This is a genomic window from Acetatifactor muris (assembly GCF_024623325.1).
GTDB classification, from domain to species: Bacteria; Bacillota; Clostridia; order Lachnospirales; family Lachnospiraceae; genus Acetatifactor; species Acetatifactor muris.
In genome coordinates this window covers 1-18,505 of record NZ_JANJZD010000033.1, presented here as the reverse complement: position 1 = coordinate 18,505, position 18,505 = coordinate 1, and the positions used below count along the sequence as shown (strand labels likewise).

At 47.7% G+C, this 18,505-nt stretch carries 21 protein-coding genes; 3 read left to right on the top strand and 18 right to left on the bottom strand.

Features of this window, described 5'->3' with window-relative positions:
• Positions 1-56 precede the first annotated feature (56 nt).
• Positions 57-2,276, bottom strand: coding sequence for a tetratricopeptide repeat protein (locus NSB25_RS22965; protein ID WP_103241753.1), 2,220 nt, complete (start codon positions 2,274-2,276; stop codon positions 57-59).
• A gap of 177 nt (positions 2,277-2,453) precedes the next feature.
• The gene (locus NSB25_RS22960; RefSeq protein WP_146040165.1) at positions 2,454-2,702 is read right to left on the bottom strand and encodes a GNAT family protein; all 249 of its coding nucleotides are present in this window, start codon (positions 2,700-2,702) and stop codon (positions 2,454-2,456) included.
• A gap of 96 nt (positions 2,703-2,798) precedes the next feature.
• Between NSB25_RS22960 and NSB25_RS22955 the strand changes: the two genes are divergently transcribed.
• The gene (locus NSB25_RS22955; RefSeq protein WP_103241751.1) at positions 2,799-3,080 is read left to right on the top strand and encodes a hypothetical protein; all 282 of its coding nucleotides are present in this window, start codon (positions 2,799-2,801) and stop codon (positions 3,078-3,080) included.
• Between the two features lie 112 nt (positions 3,081-3,192).
• Here the strand turns inward: NSB25_RS22955 and NSB25_RS22950 are convergent, their stop codons facing one another.
• The 5 genes from NSB25_RS22950 to NSB25_RS22930 form a co-directional block, all read right to left on the bottom strand.
• Positions 3,193-4,500, bottom strand: a complete 1,308-nt coding sequence (locus NSB25_RS22950) for a sensor histidine kinase (RefSeq protein ID WP_242982578.1) — start codon at positions 4,498-4,500, stop codon at positions 3,193-3,195.
• A complete protein-coding gene (locus NSB25_RS22945; protein WP_103241749.1) occupies positions 4,481-5,197 on the bottom strand; it encodes a response regulator transcription factor in 717 nt (238 codons plus the stop codon). Before NSB25_RS22945 ends, NSB25_RS22950 begins: the two co-directional genes overlap by 20 nt.
• Before the next feature lie 141 nt (positions 5,198-5,338).
• Positions 5,339-5,842: a hypothetical protein gene (locus tag NSB25_RS22940; protein ID WP_146040164.1), complete on the bottom strand. Its 504-nt coding sequence runs from the start codon at positions 5,840-5,842 to the stop codon at positions 5,339-5,341.
• Between the two features lie 177 nt (positions 5,843-6,019).
• Positions 6,020-6,385, bottom strand: a complete 366-nt coding sequence (locus tag NSB25_RS22935; RefSeq protein ID WP_103241747.1) for a hypothetical protein — start codon at positions 6,383-6,385, stop codon at positions 6,020-6,022.
• A gap of 12 nt (positions 6,386-6,397) precedes the next feature.
• Positions 6,398-8,788, bottom strand: coding sequence for an ABC transporter substrate-binding protein (locus NSB25_RS22930; protein WP_103241746.1), 2,391 nt, complete (start codon positions 8,786-8,788; stop codon positions 6,398-6,400).
• A 324-nt stretch (positions 8,789-9,112) separates the two neighbouring features.
• Here NSB25_RS22930 and NSB25_RS22925 point away from each other — a divergent pair, with 324 nt between their 5' ends.
• Both NSB25_RS22925 and NSB25_RS22920 read left to right on the top strand, forming a co-directional pair.
• A complete protein-coding gene (locus tag NSB25_RS22925) occupies positions 9,113-9,673 on the top strand; it encodes an RNA polymerase sigma factor (protein WP_103241745.1) in 561 nt (186 codons plus the stop codon).
• Positions 9,670-10,956, top strand: a complete 1,287-nt coding sequence (locus tag NSB25_RS22920; RefSeq protein WP_103241744.1) for a hypothetical protein — start codon at positions 9,670-9,672, stop codon at positions 10,954-10,956. Before NSB25_RS22925 ends, NSB25_RS22920 begins: the two co-directional genes overlap by 4 nt.
• Before the next feature lie 26 nt (positions 10,957-10,982).
• Here the strand turns inward: NSB25_RS22920 and NSB25_RS22915 are convergent, their stop codons facing one another.
• From NSB25_RS22915 to NSB25_RS22865, 11 genes are all read right to left on the bottom strand, one after another.
• Positions 10,983-11,912, bottom strand: coding sequence for a GNAT family N-acetyltransferase (locus tag NSB25_RS22915; RefSeq protein ID WP_172455245.1), 930 nt, complete (start codon positions 11,910-11,912; stop codon positions 10,983-10,985).
• Positions 11,913-12,006: 94 nt separating this feature from the next.
• Positions 12,007-12,612, bottom strand: a complete 606-nt coding sequence (locus tag NSB25_RS22910) for an HAD family hydrolase (protein ID WP_103241742.1) — start codon at positions 12,610-12,612, stop codon at positions 12,007-12,009.
• A complete protein-coding gene (locus NSB25_RS22905; RefSeq protein WP_103241741.1) occupies positions 12,602-13,504 on the bottom strand; it encodes a LysR family transcriptional regulator in 903 nt (300 codons plus the stop codon). The genes NSB25_RS22910 and NSB25_RS22905 overlap by 11 nt, the downstream gene beginning before the upstream one ends.
• Position 13,505: 1 nt before the next feature.
• On the bottom strand, positions 13,506-14,798 hold the full coding sequence (locus NSB25_RS22900) for an adenylosuccinate synthase (protein ID WP_103241780.1): 1,293 nt from the start codon (positions 14,796-14,798) through the stop codon (positions 13,506-13,508).
• A gap of 353 nt (positions 14,799-15,151) precedes the next feature.
• Entirely contained in the window at positions 15,152-15,313 is a 162-nt protein-coding gene (locus NSB25_RS22895) for a hypothetical protein (protein WP_172455244.1), read from the bottom strand.
• A 144-nt stretch (positions 15,314-15,457) separates the two neighbouring features.
• Positions 15,458-15,694: a hypothetical protein gene (locus tag NSB25_RS22890; RefSeq protein ID WP_103241740.1), complete on the bottom strand. Its 237-nt coding sequence runs from the start codon at positions 15,692-15,694 to the stop codon at positions 15,458-15,460.
• A gap of 346 nt (positions 15,695-16,040) precedes the next feature.
• Complete coding sequence (locus NSB25_RS22885; protein ID WP_103241738.1) at positions 16,041-16,523, bottom strand: GNAT family N-acetyltransferase; 483 nt, start codon at positions 16,521-16,523, stop codon at positions 16,041-16,043.
• A 45-nt stretch (positions 16,524-16,568) separates the two neighbouring features.
• On the bottom strand, positions 16,569-17,159 hold the full coding sequence (locus NSB25_RS22880) for a zinc ribbon domain-containing protein (protein WP_103241737.1): 591 nt from the start codon (positions 17,157-17,159) through the stop codon (positions 16,569-16,571).
• 69 nt (positions 17,160-17,228) lie between these two features.
• Positions 17,229-17,762, bottom strand: coding sequence for a HEPN domain-containing protein (locus NSB25_RS22875; RefSeq protein ID WP_103241736.1), 534 nt, complete (start codon positions 17,760-17,762; stop codon positions 17,229-17,231).
• Positions 17,755-18,129, bottom strand: coding sequence for a porin family protein (locus tag NSB25_RS22870; RefSeq protein ID WP_103241735.1), 375 nt, complete (start codon positions 18,127-18,129; stop codon positions 17,755-17,757). Before NSB25_RS22870 ends, NSB25_RS22875 begins: the two co-directional genes overlap by 8 nt.
• Positions 18,130-18,318: 189 nt before the next feature.
• Positions 18,319-18,505, bottom strand: a 187-nt coding sequence (locus NSB25_RS22865; RefSeq protein WP_257479318.1) for a hypothetical protein, incomplete at its 5' end; no start/stop codon positions are given.

Sequence of the window (18,505 nt, the reverse complement as noted above, 5' to 3'; positions counted from 1 at the left end):
CCGAAGAAATCTGCACCGGAATTCTATGCTTCTCTATGTATCCCTGTAATACAGGCTCACTGACAGCCCAGACGCATCAGAGCGGCCTGCGCCTTCTCATGGCCCTGCGCGGCAGCTTTGGAGTACCAGCTGACGGCCTTGTTGGCGCTCTGTCTCACACCGAAGCCCATCTCGCAGAAAACACCCAAATTAAACTGTGCTGCCATATCTCCCTGTTCTGCCGCTTTTGTGTACCATTTAACCGCCTGTTTCTCGTCCTTCTCCACACCCAGTCCGTAAGCATAGCAGAGACCAAGGTTGGTCTGGGCCTCTGTGTTACCCTGTTTCGCGGATTTCAGAAACCACTCTGCCGCTTTTGTGCCATCCTTTTCCAGCACTTCTCCCCTGAAGTAACAACGGCCTATCAGATTCTGCGCGTCCGCATGACCGTTCTCTGCCGCCTTCAGATACCACGCTGCCATCTGCCCGGAATCCTGATCTGTCCCCATACCTACGCTGTAACAACGGCCCAGATTGTACTGTCCGTTGGCATTGCCCTGCTCTGCAGATTTCCGGTACCATTCCGCCGCTTTTTCGTCATCCTGTTCTACGCCAAGCCCCCTTTCATAAAGAAGTCCCAGCATGTACTGCGCCTGATCATCCTCCTGTTCCGCTGCCTTTCCGTACCACATGGCTGCCATACGGAAATCCTGCTTTACTCCTGTACCGTTTTTATATAAAACAGCCAGGTTATACTGTGCATCCACTTCCCCCTGTTCCGCTGCTTTCAGATACCATTCCATGGCTTTTTCATAGCTCTGTTCCACACCTCTGCCGGCCTCGTAATAATAGCCCAGGCTGAACTGCGCTGTAGCATGCCCCTGCAGAGCAGCCCTCTCAAAATATTCCGCCGTTTTATCATAGTCCTTATCCACACCCTGGCCATTCTCATAAAATTTTCCCAGATGATATAACGCATCCTTCTGTTCCTTTTCCGCAGCCTTCCGGAACCATTCTGCAGCCTGAGCATAATCCTGCTCCACACCCTTGCCCATTTCATAGCACCAGCCCAGGCTGTACTGAGAATCTGTATCTCCCTGTTGCGCAGCTTTCAGATACCATTCCGCCGCTTTTGCAAAACTCTTTTTCACACCCTGACCGTGTTCATAGGCAAAGCCCAGACTATACTGGGCCAGGCAGTGTCCCTGCTCACCGGCCTTCAGATACCAGGCTATGGCTTTTGCGTCATCCTTCTCCACCCCAAGGCCGTTCTCATAGTGACAGCCCAGATTGTACTGGGCGTTGGCATCCTCCTGTTCTGCCGCCTTCCGAAACCATTCTATGGCCTGAGCGTAGTCCTGCTTCACACCCTTGCCTTCATGATAGCAGAGCCCGAGATTGGACTGACCGTCGGCATCGCCCTGGCTGGCAGCCTTCCGGTACCATTCCACGGCTTTCACGAAATCCTGTTGGACACCCATGCCATCGGCATAACAGTTCCCGATTGCATTTTGAGCATTGGAATAGTTCTGGCTGGCAGCCTCTTTGTACCAGTAAATCGCCTGGTCATAGTCCTGCTCTATTCCCTCGCCGAGCTCATAGCACACACCCAGATTGTACTGAGCATTGCCCCAGCCTTTTATCGCTGCCTTCCGGAAATATTCCACCGACTTCTCGTAGCTTTGCTCCACTCCCTTTCCGCCGGAATAGCAGAGCCCCAGGTTATACAAAGCCACCGCATCTCCATGGTCAGCGGCTTTCCGGTACCACTCTACAGCTTTCATGAAATCCTGCGGGACACCTCTTCCCAGCTGATAACAGAATCCCAGGCTGTTCTCCGCATCCGGGTGTCCCTCCTTCGCCGCCTTCTCGTACCAATAAGCAGCTTTGTCAAAATCCTGTTCCACGCCCTGGGCAAAGTAGTAGCAATTTCCAAGGTTCCGAACAGCGTCCACATCGCCGCCCTCCGCGGCTTTCTCATACCAGTAAAAGGCTTTTTCCTTATCCTGCTCTATCCCTTCTCCGTAATCATAGCAATAGCCCAGGCTTCGCTGCGCGGCGGCATTTCCCTGGGCGGCGGACTTTTTGTACCATTCCACAGCTTTCGTCCAATCCTGTTTCACCCCATAGCCGCGCTTATAGCAGTCGCCCAGCTTATCCTGTGCCTGTGCATCTCCGGCTTCCGCCATCTTCCTGATCCGGTCCGTCCCGTTCAGTATCAGTTCTGCTGCAAACACATCCGTTTCTGTGACCTCTCTGTCATCTTCCTCAAAATCCTTTTGCTCTCTATCCGACATGACTTACTCCTTTCATCCTGAAAATGTTCGCTCTCTTTCTCAAAATATGCCATGTATCATTTCCGAAAGCACCCCACCTGCAGTGGGGCACCGGCCATTCAATTAAGATATCCCGATTTCCTGAATCAGCCGCCAGATACTGGTTTTATTATATCACAATTCGAAAAACATCTGCAATCATTTGATGTACTGCTCTCTGGAAATCAACAGCCTGATTATTCCGTTCTCCCGTTGGTAAATGGTAAAACCGGCCTTCAGATGTGCCCTGACCGCGGCACTGCGCTCCGCCTCAAAATAATTGTGAACCGCCTCCGCTCCCATATCCTCAAACGCATGCTTCAGCAACAGTTCCAGCGCCCCCGCCGCATATCCTTTAAAATCTCTGTTCTTTAGCAATGCATCCCCGGCATAGTTATTGACTTTCACCGGAGAATATGCAATGATAGATACGAAAAATTTTAAAAAAGTGTGCTGCCTTTTGGCCAGACATATCCAAAATACAGAATAAAAGTGAGGTTTCCTATGAAGCAGACCGAAAAATCAGTGAAAAAGAAAATGACTTCCCGACAGCTTGTGGCCATTGTGGGCGTGGTTTTGCTGGCCCTTCTCTATGTCATTACCCTGATCGCCGCCATTGTGGACAACTCCGCTTCGGCACAGTGGTTCCGCGTCTGTCTGGCAGGTACCTTTATCATTCCCCTGCTCATCTGGATTTACAGCTGGGTGTATGGCAGGCTCACCGGCAAAGCAGCACCGGGAGACCCGGCGAAGAGTGAGACAACGGCTTCTCAGCAGGAAGACTGAAGTTCTGCTTTCACTTCATCCGCAGGATATTCATCGCTCATACAGGGCATGTCCGATACACCATCGCCGACGAAACAGTAAATCTCCCACCGATAGAAGTAATCCAATATTTTTAAAGCAGAGGAAAAAGAAGTTCTATCCTAAACTGTTCCTGCCCCTGCCGTACCCTGCAGCTTCCGTTCATTTTCACCATCATACTTTTTATACTCTGTATTCCCACACAGGTGCTCTCTGCCTTATCACCGTCTTTCCGCACAGCATTTTCAAATGCAAAACCAGCCATGTTTCCCTCGCAAACAGAACAGACGACTACCGGTACTTCCATATCGGCATATTTTATAATATTAGAAACAATATTGTCCATCATCCTGATAATGTAGTCTGTGCAGACAATTGTCTTCCTTCCGATCCATTCCACCGTCACTTCCGTCCGAAAACCCTTCTGCTGCAGATAACTGCAGCTCTCCGAAATCAGATCATAAAACAGCACCTCAAAGGTTTCCGCTTCCTCCAGAACAATCTCCGTTTCTCCTGTCACCAGGGAATACTCAAAAAGATGATCTGTCAGCTGCTTCATTCGGCAGGCTTTCCTGTCTATTTTCTCAAGATATTCCGTCAGCTGCTCCTCGCTTTTGTACTTTCCCTTTTTCAGAATTTCCGTATACAGCATAATGGAGGTCACAGGTGTACGCAGATCATGGGACATTTCAGTTATAATTTTCCGGTTCTCATTCATGATCTTCGCTTCACTGTCAATCAGATTACGGAATGACTCACGCATACAATCCAGGCCTTCTGCCAACGCTGCAAGTTCATCCTTACCTTTTACCGTAATTTTATAATCCAGACTCCCGCTTTCCAATATCTTGATCTCGTCATTTAAGAGCAGTATATAATTCATTTTTGTACGTATGCCCAAAAGCACTAACGCCAGAAAAAGCAAAAAGGAAACTGCCACCGCTGCCAGTAAGACATAGTTATAAAGCTGATAGGCATAGGTTCCCCAGATGCTTACCCTCGCCGACCCGTCAGAAAAAGTAACAGTATAATAATTTTCCCATACATACTCATTCAAGGCAATATCTTCGTCCCATAATACCTGTTCCGGATATTCTGAATCAAAAATCAGAATGTCGTCTTTATAAATCTGGACAGAAATCATTTTCTGCTTTTTAACCCAGGAATTCAATGCTCCTGCATTTCTGGAATCCAGTTCTTTCTCATCAATATAGCGCTGAAGTTTTTCAACATAGGCCAGTTCTCTTCGAGTGACATAATTTGAATCATAAAACCTGTCAACAATATATGTCCCGATATTATTTAATCCCCAGAAAAAGAGAAACGCTGCCGCTGCCGCTCCTGTCAGCAGTCTGAGCAGAAGAAAATACATAGAATTTATTTTACTTCGTATCCGGTTCAAATTTATACCCCTTTCCCCACACTGTCCTGATGTATCTGGGGTTTTGCGGATCTTTTTCTATCTTCACCCGAAGCTTTCTGATGTGAACCATAACCGTGGCATTACAGGAATAGAAATACGGTTCTTCCCAGACACTTTCATACAGATTCTGCGCCGAGAATATTTTTCCGGGATGCTGCATCATCAGAAGCAAAATATGGTACTCGATATCTGATACTTCTTTTTCCACACCATTGACAAAAACCTCATTAAATGTTTCGTGTATCCGAATACCGCTCTTTTCCAGGTACATTTCCCTGCTCTCACTCTGTGGAAGATTCCTGCCCATGTATATATTATACCGACGAAGCAGCGCCTTTACCCTTCCCAGAAGCTCCGCATAGGAAAACGGCTTTGGCAGATAATCGTCTCCTCCTGCCATCAGTCCGATCAGCTTATCAGACTCCTGTGCCTTCGCCGTCAGAAAAAGCACAGGAACATTGGAAACCTTCCTGATCTCCTCACAAGTCCTGAGTCCCGACATTCCAGGCATCATCACATCCAGAATCACCAGATCCGTCTCTTCCTTCAGCAGTTCCAACCCTTGTTTCCCGTTTTCTGCCTCTTCCACTACGTAATCCTCACTCTCCAGAAGAATACGCACCCCCTCCCGGATATCCACATCATCTTCAACAATCAATACACATTCTTTGCTCATATATCAGTCCCCCGTTCCCAGTTCAAATATTTTTAAATAAGATCAACAGCCCCGTTCCCCACACTGAAAGCATAACAAATAAGGTCGTTTCTGTCCAGGTAAAAAGCGGACTGTCCACAGGAAAACAGTCCGCCCCTTACATCAGCCGTTTTTCTTTCCTGTGGCGCCTTTCTTATCCGCCAACCTAGTTCCAGCCGTATCTTTCGCAGTGCTTTTCTTATCCTTTTTGTCCCGCTTTCCTGATGCGCTCTTGTCGTCCTTCTTCTCTTCTTTTTCCTTTCCTTCGATATTCTGTTCCTTATCGATTCCTGTCTCCGGCTGTTTCTGGTCGTTTCCTGTCTCCGGCTTCCTGTCGGCGCCTGTCTCCGGCTGTTTCTGATCGTTTCCTGTCTCCGGCTTCCTGTTGGCGCCTGTCTCCGGCTGTTTCTGATCGTTTCCTGTCTCCGGCTTCCTGTTGGCGCCCAGATTTCCAGCTTTTTTATCCTCTGCATCTTTTCCAACGGACTGAGTTATTCCCGGCTTATTGTTCTGAGAGGTTGCTCTTCTTCCACCTCCGCAGGCTGTTATGGATAAGGCCATTGCACCTGCTATGCACAATATTGTTCCCTTCTTTACAATTGCTTTCATTTTTTTATTCTGTTTCATATGTTTTTCTCCTTCCATTTTTTCATGTATCTGAACAGGTAATAAAGGCACCTGCCAACCTCTTTTCCTCCTTCCTCTTCGAATTCAAAGCAATTTCCTTTGATATATTCATTATCTCAGAGGAACCTTAATGAATCCTGAACAACATTTAAACAAACCTAAAATCGTCTCTGCTATTCATTCTTGTATATCCTGTCTTTTAATAATACGATCATACTGCTGTTTTGAGATCTTCTGATTACTATATAGCTGTTTCAGCTTAACTTTTGAATATCCCATTAAAACAGAATCTGATATTTTTTTCCCGACTGCACTTAGCTCCAGTGTATCTCCGTTTTTCGACATAAATTTCTCTCGCTTTTCCTGACTTTTTGCCTCACACACATATGTTTTTCCCGCCTTTTCCCAGCCGCTTCCAGGTTTTATTTTATTTACTGTTCTGTCCATATTCACTCTGTTCTCTGATACAGATTCCAACCCTATACTATTCATGTTCCTCTCCTTTTCTTTTTCACCGGCTTCATCCTGTTTACAGACCGGCACTGCCTCGCCTCGTTATCTGTTCTCGCTCACATACAGGCTTACTCTGCTCTGAATCTGCCTGACAATATCATCCAGACTCCTGTCTCCCGCAAAATAAGCTGCGGTCTCTTCCGTAATTATTTTAGTAATATTCTCATCGCTGTAATTTTCAGAATCTATGGCATTATATAATTCCATAAATCTGTCATAATCATCCTGCGAAGGTCGTGGAAGCTTAATTTCCTGATCATCCGAAATCCACATACTTCCCAATGGCAGAGGAATCGGCTTTCCGTTCTCGTCCAGAACCTGGTTCCCATTTTCATCCACCTGATATTCAGGAGTCATAGCGTTTTTGATCTGGTACTCAAAATCCGTTTTATTCGTACGGAACATGCCGGCATAGTTATTCTCATCATTCAGTCCGGGCAGCAGCAACTGACGCATAAAGGACCACGCCCCCTCTTTATCCTTACATCCGGAGGACATAGCCAGACCGCTGCTGTGAATAAAGCTGCTGCCCACACTGCCATCCTCCCTTGGATAACCCACCAGAGAGAAATCTCCTCCAAATGCCGCTTTATACTCCTGATATGTCCAGCCTAAATCGTACAGAGTAAACTGTGCCAGCATCTGTTTCTTATTTATAATGCGAGAAGCTTCGCTTTCATAATCCTCATCCTGAACCTGCTGTATCTCCTTGTTCCCGGGAAAACTGTTGCAGAATTCCAGCAATGCTTTAAAACTGTCACTGTCAAAACTGCATTTTCCATTATTCCAGTCCACAAAATGATTCATATTCTGGAGCAGAACCGTCTGGAGCATACTCTCTTTTGTATCATACTGTCCGAAAACCGCACAGCCCTCCGGCATTTGAGCTTTTGCTGCCTGGAGTTCCGCCAGCGTCCAGCTTTTTCGATCTCCCACAACATCCTTCGCTCCTGCCACGGTCTGAATGGCAAAGGTCTCAAATATCTGGTATAGCTTTCCATCTTGTTCCGCCGCCTGGAACACCTTTTCCATCAGCCGCTCTCTGCCAATTTCCCGGTCCTTTTCAATATAGGGCCATAAATCTTCCAAAAGTCCCTTCGCGCTGTACTGCCGTATGGGCAAAGCTCCCATATCCAGCAGATCAGGCGCATTTCCTGTGGACAAATCCATATTCAGCTTTGTAAGTCCTGCAGAATTATCGGCTCCGGTATTCATCTGGCCGTATTCTCTGATTTCAATACGATATTTTTCACTGGACTTGTTAAACGCAATAATTCTCTTTCTCATATTCCAGTCCAGTCCCATCGTGGCATAGGTAAGAATAGTTTTCTCCGGCAGAGTAGTCCTGTCTGTGGCAGTCAGCAGAATCAGTTCATATTTTGCCTTATCATTATCCCATTTCCTACTCACTGCCGCTATCCGACTATCCGCCATCGGAAACCAGAAGTTGATTTCATCTCTGTCGATGTCTGAATCCACCCAGGAAAACAGTTTTTCACCTTCTGCGTTACCGGCTTTATAACCGTATACAGAGTCTCCGTTCTGAAAATAAAACAGATATTCTCCGCTGCCTGACCAGACATCATACACATTAAGAGGCATCGGGTACTCCTTTCCCCAGTTCTTAGTCTTTCCATCAATGGTTCGCATTACATTATTGGAAGTCTGTGTTGTTTCATCATAGGAAGATGAGATCAAACCCATATTTCCATCCCCCAGAAGGATCAGCCTGTTATACAGATTTTCACCTTCCACAGTAAAGAGCACCTGCAATTCCGGAGACAAAGCAAATATCTGCTTTTCCGTAACAGCATAGATATTTCCCTCTCTGTCAAATGTTGTACTGTTCACGGAATCCACATTCAGCTTCTGTGCCAGTCCACTGATATCCACCCGCTTCAGTTCTTTTCCCGAAGAATCCAGCTGCCGCCGGACTGTGGTTTCCTGAATTTCACTCTGGTATTGCCATTTGTCATCTGTCTCTTCATTGAACCCCTCAGGAAGCTGAAAAGTATATGTGTACATATTTTCCGTCACCCAAAGAGTACCATTCTCTCCTGCGGAAAGCTCCTGTATATTTATATAGCCCTCCATGCCTTCAGGAAGGGAAATCGGCTGATATTGTTCCAGTCTTACCGCATCTTTGCCGTTTAATGGAATACGGTAAAGGCCCTTGTCCGGAATTACCTTCTCATCTCTGTTCCTTGCTCCCTCCACAGGCACAGTCTCATTCTTTTCCGCTGCCACATACAGATTCTGTCCGTCCGCACACCCGGCCGCCAGAGAATCTGCATCCAGTTTAAAATCAATAAACTGAGGAATATAAACCTTATCCGACGCCAGACGATCCTCTCCCTCTGTTTTACTGCCGCAGGCCGTCATCCCCAACGCCAGAAGGCCTGCCAGCAAAATACCTCGTTTCCGTAATATCATTCAGAAACCTCCTCTCACAGTTTGCTTCCTATAAAGATAACGCCCGATTCTAAAAAAATATACCGTTAAATCTAAACAATTCTTAACGGCATCCTTCACAGCCCTGGAAATTCCCGCCTCACTGCGGTATTATTACTATAAAGGCATTCAAAGCTGCCTATATGAAATGACTTATCTGTCTGTTGAGCAGCACTTCGGCCGGCCGTTGAAATTTTTCACAGATATCAGGAAAAACTGTGACCGGAAGAGGCCATTTGCCGTGTATTATAGTAGAACCCCTCATTTCCTGTAAAAGTCCTGCTGCCCTGCGGAAAGGAGAAACCCATGGACGATAAACAGATTCTGGATTTATATTGGGCGCGCTCGGAAAGTGCCATCTCGGAAACCACGAAAAAATATGGAAAATACTGTCATTTTATCGCATACAACATACTGCGCAACGCCGAAGACAGCGAAGAATGTGTCAGTGAAACCTGGCTGAAGGCATGGAACAGCATACCGCCCCATCGTCCGGAACGCTTATCCGCCTTTCTCGGCAAAATCACCCGCAATCTGTCTCTGAGCAGGTATCAGCACCATACTGCCAGGAAGAGAGGCCGCGGCCAGACCATACTTGCTCTGGAGGAACTGCAGGACTGCATTCCCGCTGCCGATTCTGTGGAGCAGATTGTGGATGGTCTGGTGCTGACGGATATCCTCAACCGCTTTCTTGCTTCTCTTAAGTCAGAAACGCGGAAAATCTTTATGCAGCGCTACTGGTATCTGTGTTCCGTCAGAGAAATTGCGGCTGATCTCCATGTCAGTGAGAGCAAAGTAAAGATGACGCTGTTTCGAACGCGGAATGAGCTGAGAACCCTTTTGGAGAAGGAAGGTATTGTCTTATGAAGGAAGAGCAGATTTTAAAAGAAAAGCAGATTTCAGAAGAAAACCAGATTTCAAAAAAGAAAGGCATGTTAAAAGAAGAACGCATTTTACTTGCGCTGGGAGAAGCCGACGAAAAGTACATTGCAGAAGCCGCGCCTTCAAAAGGCGCTGGCGGCAGAACTCCATGGTTCAGATGGGGCGCATTGGCGGCATGTGCCGTTTTGGCTGTTTGGGCCGGAATACGGTATATCCATCCTGTGGAAAGTGGTACTGACACTCCATCCGACCTCCCCATGCTCACTGTCTCTGAGAGCACCAGCGAATCCATGGGCTATGAAGGCTATATGGCCTATGATATATCCGATCTGACTGACGCCAATCCCTGGAATGAAGACACGGAATTGTCCTCTCTTCCTGTCTATCGGAACGCCCTGTCCCATGATACAGACTTTCTTGTATCCGGTACAGATTTTGACGCCATGGAAAGCTTTCTGCTGGAAATTGCCACCCGGCTTTCCATGAATACGGACACACTGGAAATCACAGACAATACTCCTGATGCCGGGGAGCAGGCCATTATCACGGAGAAGTTTGAGGGGAAGGTGCCGGAGGGGTATTTCAATCCCACAGCAATTATCGCAGAACAAAACGGTATCAAAATCGAAGTGGATGTATCCATGACTGCCACCATCACCTTTGAACCTGCCATCTCACTGCCGGAAGGCTGCCGCTTTACCCATGACTCCTCCTATGATGACATCCTGGCCGTGGCCGGATATCTGCTGGAAACGTATCCTGATCTGATTGCCATGGAAAAGCCTCAGATGAACATTTACGGCGGCGATTACAATATCTACCGTCAGCAAATGTATCACATTACGTTTTTCGAGACGGAGGGAAGTCTCACAGAGCAGATTCTCAACTATCATTTCAATCGGGTGGCCTTTTATTGTAATGATGAGGGGAAATTTTATATGGCCAGAGTCTTCCGGCCCAATCTGTCCGATAAAGTGGGGGATTACCCCATTATCTCCGCAGAAGAAGCGACAGACCTGCTGCTGAACGGGAATTACATCACCACGGTTCCCTGCAGCATGCCCGGTCAGGAATATATCGCCGGAGTGGATCTTGTATATCGAAGCGGAAAATATGAGGAATACTTTATGCCTTACTATCGCTTTTATGTAGAGCTGCCCGAACAGGAGCAGGAAGACGGTCTGAAGGATTACGGCGCTTATTATGTTCCCGCCGTTTTGGCAGAATATCTCACAAATATGCCTGTATGGAACGGGGATTTTAACTGAGACGGAACTGTCTGAACTTCTGCGGATCAGCATAAATGTGCCAGCGTAATACCCAGAGGGGTGTCAAAGCCAAGGGCTTGATACATTTCCTCGTCACAGGGCGCGCAGCAGACAGTGATACTCGCTATCCCGTTCTCCCGGCACCATTCCCGGGCGGACCGGGTCAGCTGCCGCGCCGCGCCTTTCCCGCGGAACACCGGCTCGATATAAAAATCCTCAAACACAGCCACCTCGGAACAGGTGAATGTGGAAAAGCATTTTGCCACACTGCACATTCCCACGGCGCGACAGCCGCGCTTTGCCACGAAAAAAGTGATTTTCCCTTCCCGGATGGCCTGCGCCAGCTGCCACTGTCTCTCCTCTGTCAATGTCGGTTCGCCGATTTCTCTCAAAAATCCATTTTCCAGCTTTTTGAGCTGCCAGTCCTCCGGGTCGGCAAGGACCTCGACTGTTATGGGGACCTCCGCTTTCGGAGGCAGAAGCATAAGTGGTTCTCCCCACTCGTCCACACCGTTTTCCAGAAAACCGACACCTTCCCAGAAATGACGACGACGGCAGTCGCCGCCATAGTTCAGCTCCGCATAGAGCCCGCCATTTTCCTCCACCCATTCCAGAAGCGCTGTGACGCATTTCCTGCCGGTTCCATCGCCCCGAAACTCCGGATAGACACAGAATTCCATGATGAAGCACTTACCATCCTCCTCGGTATAAATGACAGGCATGGCAAATCCGATGTCCTGTCCGTCTCGATGAAAGAACAGGTAATGACACCGATTCCGCGGCCTGTCATGAAGATTCTGTATCTGCCTGTGATACTCTTCACCGAAAAAGTATTCTCTGTCTTCATCCTCCGGATCCCTGAAAATATCTTCCGTGAAATAATCGTAAAGCCGCTTCCAGAAGACGGCAGTCTCAGATTCCGTAATTGCTTCGCGAATCGTAATCCGGGAATTCATAACCATTCCTCCTGCTCTTCCTGATCGTATCCTCTGTGCTCACTGTCATCCGGACCAATGGCCGGAATTGATAAGGCACCTGCCAGGTATCCATTCAGCTCTGCACTCCCAGCGCCTGCAGCTCTTTCAGTGCCTGCTCTCTGGTCTGAAAACAGATGCCATGCAGTCCCAGCCCTTCGGCCGCTTCCACATTCACCTTCGTATCGTCAATAAATACACTCTCTTCCGCCTTCAGAGAATATCTGTAAAGCAGACGCCTGTAAATCTCCGGATCCGGCTTAACCACTTTCTCCTGATAAGACAGAATCCCTCCGTCCGTATATGGCAGAAAATCCAAAGCATCCCGGCACTCCACATAAGCCTTGTAAGAAAAGTTGGACAAATAATAGACTCTGTACCCTTTGGCCTTCAGTTCCTTTATCCATGGAACAGCATACTCTCTCTTTGTCACCATACCGTTGACATTGCCGTAAGCCCTGCGAATCTCCGCTTCAATCTCCGGATCCATTTTGACGAATTCCCGCAATAACTTTTCTTCCTCCCACACCCCTCTGTCAATCTCGTTCCAGAGTGGATTCAGCACAGATGCCCGGGCAATACGCCCCACCATTTCTTCGTCAAATCCTTTATCCTCCAGAAATTCCTTCCAACGAAAATCCGTCAGTACATTACCGATATCAAATATAATATTACGAATCATTCTTCTCATCCTCTCTCATTATCTGAAGCAGCTTCCCCGCCGCCGCGGAAAGCGGCGTTCTGCGGCCTGTCACTACGCAGAATTCCCTTTTGGGTATCATTTTATTAAAGCGAAGCTCAAAAAGCAGTCCCGCTTCCAATGCCTCCTGTGCGAAATCTCTCACCACACAGCCGATTCCCAGATTCCGCAGTGCAAACTGGACAATCATATCGCTGGTGGACAGTTCAAATTCCGGCTGCAGCACAATACCATTCCCTGATAAATAGGTGTTCATATAGCTTCGTGTACTGGTATTTCCCTCCAGGAAAATCATGGGCAGGTCTTCCAGTTCCTGCAGGTCCAGCATTTTATTCTTATAAGAAATAAAGCGCCTTCCCGCCACAAAGATATCTTCAATCTCCCGCACCGGGTCTCCCTGAATGTCCGTTCCCTGCTCAAAAGGAGTGCTCACCACGCCGAAATCGATTTTCCCCGCCCGCAGAAGCCTCAGTGTCTCCGGTGTGGGCGCGTTGGCCACAATCACCTTGATGCCCGGGAAACGTTCATGAAATTTCTCCAGAAAAGGCAGCAGATAGAAGCGCAGCGTCATATCGCTGGCGCCGATATGCACCTCTCCCAGCTCCAGATTCAGCATGGCAGTCACTTTCTCCACTCCACACTCGATCTGTTCATATCCTTTTTCCACATAAGAATACAGAAGCTGCCCCTCCGCGGTCAGCCTGACTCCTCTGGCTTCCCGCTGAAACAAAGACACCCCCAGATTCCTCTCCAGCGCCTTCAGCGACTGGCTCACCGCAGGCTGGGACAGCGACAGCACGCCTGCGGCTCCCGTAACGCTTCCCAGCCTGGCAGTATAATAAAATACTTTAAAATATTCCAGATTTCCAATCATGTTAATTCTTCAGAGCAGACTCTCTGTAAATGATATCATCCCGCCCGGGTCCATTGCTGACCATTGTAATGGGATATTCAATCTGACTCTCAATAAACTCGATATAATTCCGACAGTTTTCCGGCAAATCCTCGTATTTTCTAATACCTCTGATATCACACTTCCATCCCGGCAGTGTCTTCAGCACCGGTTTTGCCCTCTCCAGTCTGCTGGTCACCGGAAAATCTGTGGTGACTTCGCCGTCGATTTCATAGCCCACGCACACCGGAATCTCATCCAGATATCCCAATACATCCAGAACAGTAAAGGCCACATCCGTGGCTCCCTGCAGGCGGCAGCCGTATTTCGATGCCACACAGTCAAACCAACCCACACGTCTGGGACGTCCTGTGGTCGCGCCGTACTCTCCGCCGTCACCGCCCCGACGGCGCAGCTCCTCCGCCGCGTCTCCGAACAGCTCGGACACAAAGGCACCTGCCCCCACCGCGGAAGAATATGCCTTGCAGACTGTCACAATCTCTCTGATCTCATAGGGCGGCAGCCCCGCGCCTATGGCGCCGAATGCGGCCAGTGTGGAAGACGAAGTCACCATGGGATATATACCGTGGTCCGGGTCCTTCAAAGTCCCCAGCTGTCCTTCCAGCAGTACTGTCTGTCCCTCCTTTAACGCCCTGGCCAGGAAAGCCGACACATCGCATACATAGGGCGCCACCATATCTCTATACTCATGCAGCGTGTTCAGCAGCTCCTTCGGGTCAATCACAGGTTTATGATAAAGATGCTCCAGCAGCACATTCTTCATCTCACAGATACGCACCGTCTTCTCTTCCAGCAGCTCCTCGTCAAAAAGCTCGCTGACCTGGAAGCCGATCTTCGCGTATTTATCGGAATAAAAGGGCGCGATGCCAGACTTTGTGGAGCCAAAGGACTTTCCGCCCAGTCTCTCCTCCTCATACTGATCAAACAGAATATGATAGGGCATGACAATCTGTGCCCGGTCCGACACCAGAAGCTTCGGTGCCGGCACATTTCTGTCCACAATGGACTGAATCTCCCCGAACAGCAGCGGAATATTCAATGCCACTCCATTACCGATGATATTCGTAATATGACTGTAAAACACACCGGAAGGAAGTGTGTGCAGTGCAAATTTTCCATAATCATTTACAATAGTATGTCCGGCGTTTGCGCCTCCCTGAAACCTTACGACAATATCTGCTTCCTGTGCCATCATGTCGGTAATCTTACCTTTTCCCTCGTCACCCCAGTTGGCCCCTACGATTGCTTTTACCATTATTTCCTCCATTCCTCTGCCGGTCTGCGACAGAGCTTTTTTTAATTCCATACATGCCCGGACAGTGCCAGGACTTCTCCTGGAATTCCCTCTGAACATGTGCCGATTTCAGAAGCAGCATAAATGCTGCCTTTCTCAGCCTGTTTATTATACTATATTGTATCTCATAAGTAAAATCAATAAATATTATATATCGCATAATTCCTGCTTATATTATTGTGCTATCTCAAAATCAAGTATACCTCATATCTCCTCGCAATATTATCTGATTTGCAGGCCAAAAGCCGGATTCCTGCAAGGACTTACCGGGTGGTGCCTGCCAATAATGTCCAAGTTACGGCAGCAAGGCAAGTTTAAAGCAAAGAGACGGCAGAGGAGGCTCTTTTCAAGTTAAACACGGGAATATAATTGAAAATCAGAAGAAACAGCAGACCTGCCCAGACAAATGCCTGAATCTGCCTCTGCTTCCATATCAGTTTCCAAATGGAAACCTTCCTTTCCTTCTTTGCTCTCACCTGTTCTCCTCCTTTCGCACTCCCCTTTAAAGCTTTGCATCACACGCTGACTGTCGCGCTGTTTATACACACATCATAGCAAAGGGAAATCTGTGTGTAAACTGTCACAAATCCTGCTTTCCGTCAGATATCACTTGTGCATTTTTACGTATTTTCAGCTTCTGCTGATACTTTATCTTCACTTTCAGCTACAATTCTGCCGCAATGCCTCCTGCAAATATCTACATATTCATCCATCCTGGCACGCATTTTTTCCTGACGGTTTGGCTCTATAAAATAGGGCGACAGTAGAAAAATACCCTTTACATTCTCCTCGTATTCCTCAGGCAGCACCTGGAATTTCGGTATGGCCGGACAGTTAAACTGTGCCCAGACTGTCAAATAATCCCTCTCCCACCGGTTGGTCACTCCCCATGTCTGTCACAGAATCCCCTGCAAAGACAATCCTGTCCATATCTTCAAAAGTCATAGGAATCTCCTTTCCAGCACCCGTAGAAAGCTTACCGCGCATTCCGGCATGTCCAATGTGTAAGCCGATTCTGACCGCTGATATTCCCATCATCATAGCAAACCGGAATTGCCGCGTAAACTGTCACAAAATAACTTTTCTGTCAAATATAACGCCTGTCCTTTATCCGCTGACTTTCTTCATTTGGATGCCCTTGTGCAAATAAAAAGGCCAGACCTTCAAAAGTCTGACCTTCAAATATATAATTAAACATACTGTCTATGACCGCACAATCACCATATTACATCTGGCCCATATCTCCTCCCGGTACCGAAAAGCATTTTCCTCCACGGCACGCACCTTCAACCCTGCCTTTTCATAACATCGCATAGCTGCCGCATTGACCTGGAACACATTCAGCTGCACGGACGTCACCCCCGTAATCTCAAAGGCATATTTCAGGGCCAGCTTTATCATCCGCACGCCGTATCCTCTGCCCCGCAGTTCCGGATCCAGCACTATAAATTTCAGAAAACCGGAATTCTCTTTCACATTGGCGGAATAGAGGAAGAATCCTATCGGCTTTCCGTCGTCCTCCGTGGCCACATAGGCAAAGCCGCCCCATTCCCGCGCATCCCGCTCCAGGAATGCATCCAGCGCTTCCCGAGTCAGCGGCCAGGGAAGCAGCCCGGCGCACCACAGCACATGAATTCTCTCATCGTTCACCCAGTGTTCCAGGTATTCATAATTCAGAAAAAACATACTGATTTACGTTACCCTATCCCAAAACATAGATTCCGTCAGCCTTTACTCGGAAATGGCATCCCGGGGAAGCGCTCCGCTCTTCCGATACTTGTTCCACAGCTTATAAAATTTAAACGTATAGGTAATGGCCCATACACCCGCCAGCGGAATCCACCAGCCCCGGAGAGTGCCCGTACTCAGCGAACTCACGAACATATTGTATCCCCCGTAAACCGTTATCAAAATTGCGGCCACCCTGCTCTTTCCCAGCTGCAGCCACAATCCCAGCAGCAACAACGAAACTCCGTCCACAACCGAAAGCAGCGGAATCTCATCCCAGAACAATGCCGCTAATGTGGTAATGGCAGCACACACATAAAGAATAACCGCGCAGGACTTGATATTGTTCCTGCAGGCCTTCATACCGGGAAGTTCATAGAACTCCTTTTTGGTCAGCTGTCTGGACGCCGCCTGCTGCCTGACTACATCCGCTGTCTCCACTACTCTGCCGCACTGAGGACAAAGCAAAGCCCCTTCCGGCAATTCCGCGCCACATGACATACATCTCAGTTTCACTGCCTCCACTGGTCTGCCACACTGAGGACACATGGATGCCCCTGCCGGCAGTTCTGTTCCACATGCTGCACATTTCATTTTCTTTCATCCTCCTCATATTTATTTTATGTCCTGTCCTTGAAGTTCTGCTATATGGGGGCCTTTATTCTAAATGATTTCCCCGTCACTGGCCAATTTTCTGTGATATATCTGATACAGACAGTTCCATTCAAAATCATTTTCAGGCCGATATTTTTTCGGGAAAAACGAAAGCAGCTTACTTCTCACCTCATCAGATTTCAATTCTTCCCGCAAATCCTCTTTCAGTCCGTTTATCTCCAGAAAACGCTTTACTTCCAAAATCCCGATCTGTACCTTTGCACGTTCCACGCAATAGTCTACATCATAACGAGTATCCGTCTCCCAGCGAGTCAGCATATCCGCTTTCTCCTCTATCCATTCGGTGAGAAATACCTGAGAGCCATTGTTTTTTGACATGCGGACCAGCTTATCTATATCATGCGTATTGGGAACCGTCTCACCGATACATTCCAGAAATGCTTTCAAAGTCTTCTCCACAGCCTGTTGAAGATGATACGCCACCGCATTCATATAGGCTTCGTCATTTTCAGGGACATTCCATAAATTCACAGCAGCCCGGTAATCCAGATATGCCCGCCTGAAAAATCTGATATCACACATACCTTCCCTCCCTGTCATATACTACAATACCCTTTTCCTCGATTTCTTTTTTCAGCCTCTCCCCGATTTGATCCGCATAGAGCACATCTATGACAGAATCTTCCCCTCCCGCTTCATAGTGAAACGCTTTCTCCGAATCATACCGTTCAAGGCATAAATCAAGATCGCTGTAACTGTTACAGCGAAATTCCACGCCGCTGCCAAACGCAATAGCCGCCTTTACATTTTTATCTCTCAGAAAATCCTTCTGGAGTTCCTGGACCAGGTCCTGTTTCAGAGGGTGTATATACTCCGCATGCAAAAATTGAATGTTTTTATTTTTTAAATCAAAAACAAAATGAAGATCAAAATTATTATATTTTTTCATTTTCAAACTCCCGCCGACGAATTTAATGGCTTGGCAGAATCATTATACCATGTGCGCAGAAAATCAAGCGGCTCCGAAGGAGACATTTGATTTTCAAGCCATGGGGTGCCGGTATAATGCGCCACACAGTGGCGGCAAGACAGCTTATGCTGGCTTGAATTCTGCGAATGCAGAATCATTATACCATGATTATAGTTCAATCATGGTATGGATGGCCATTCGGCCGTTTTCTGCCACGAGTATGTGCATATTATACCATGTGCGCAGAAAATCAAGCGGCTCCGAAGGAGACATTTGATTTTCAAGCCATGGGGTGCCGGTATAATGCGCCGCGCAGTGGCGGCAAGACAGCTTATGCTGGCTTGAATTCTGCGAA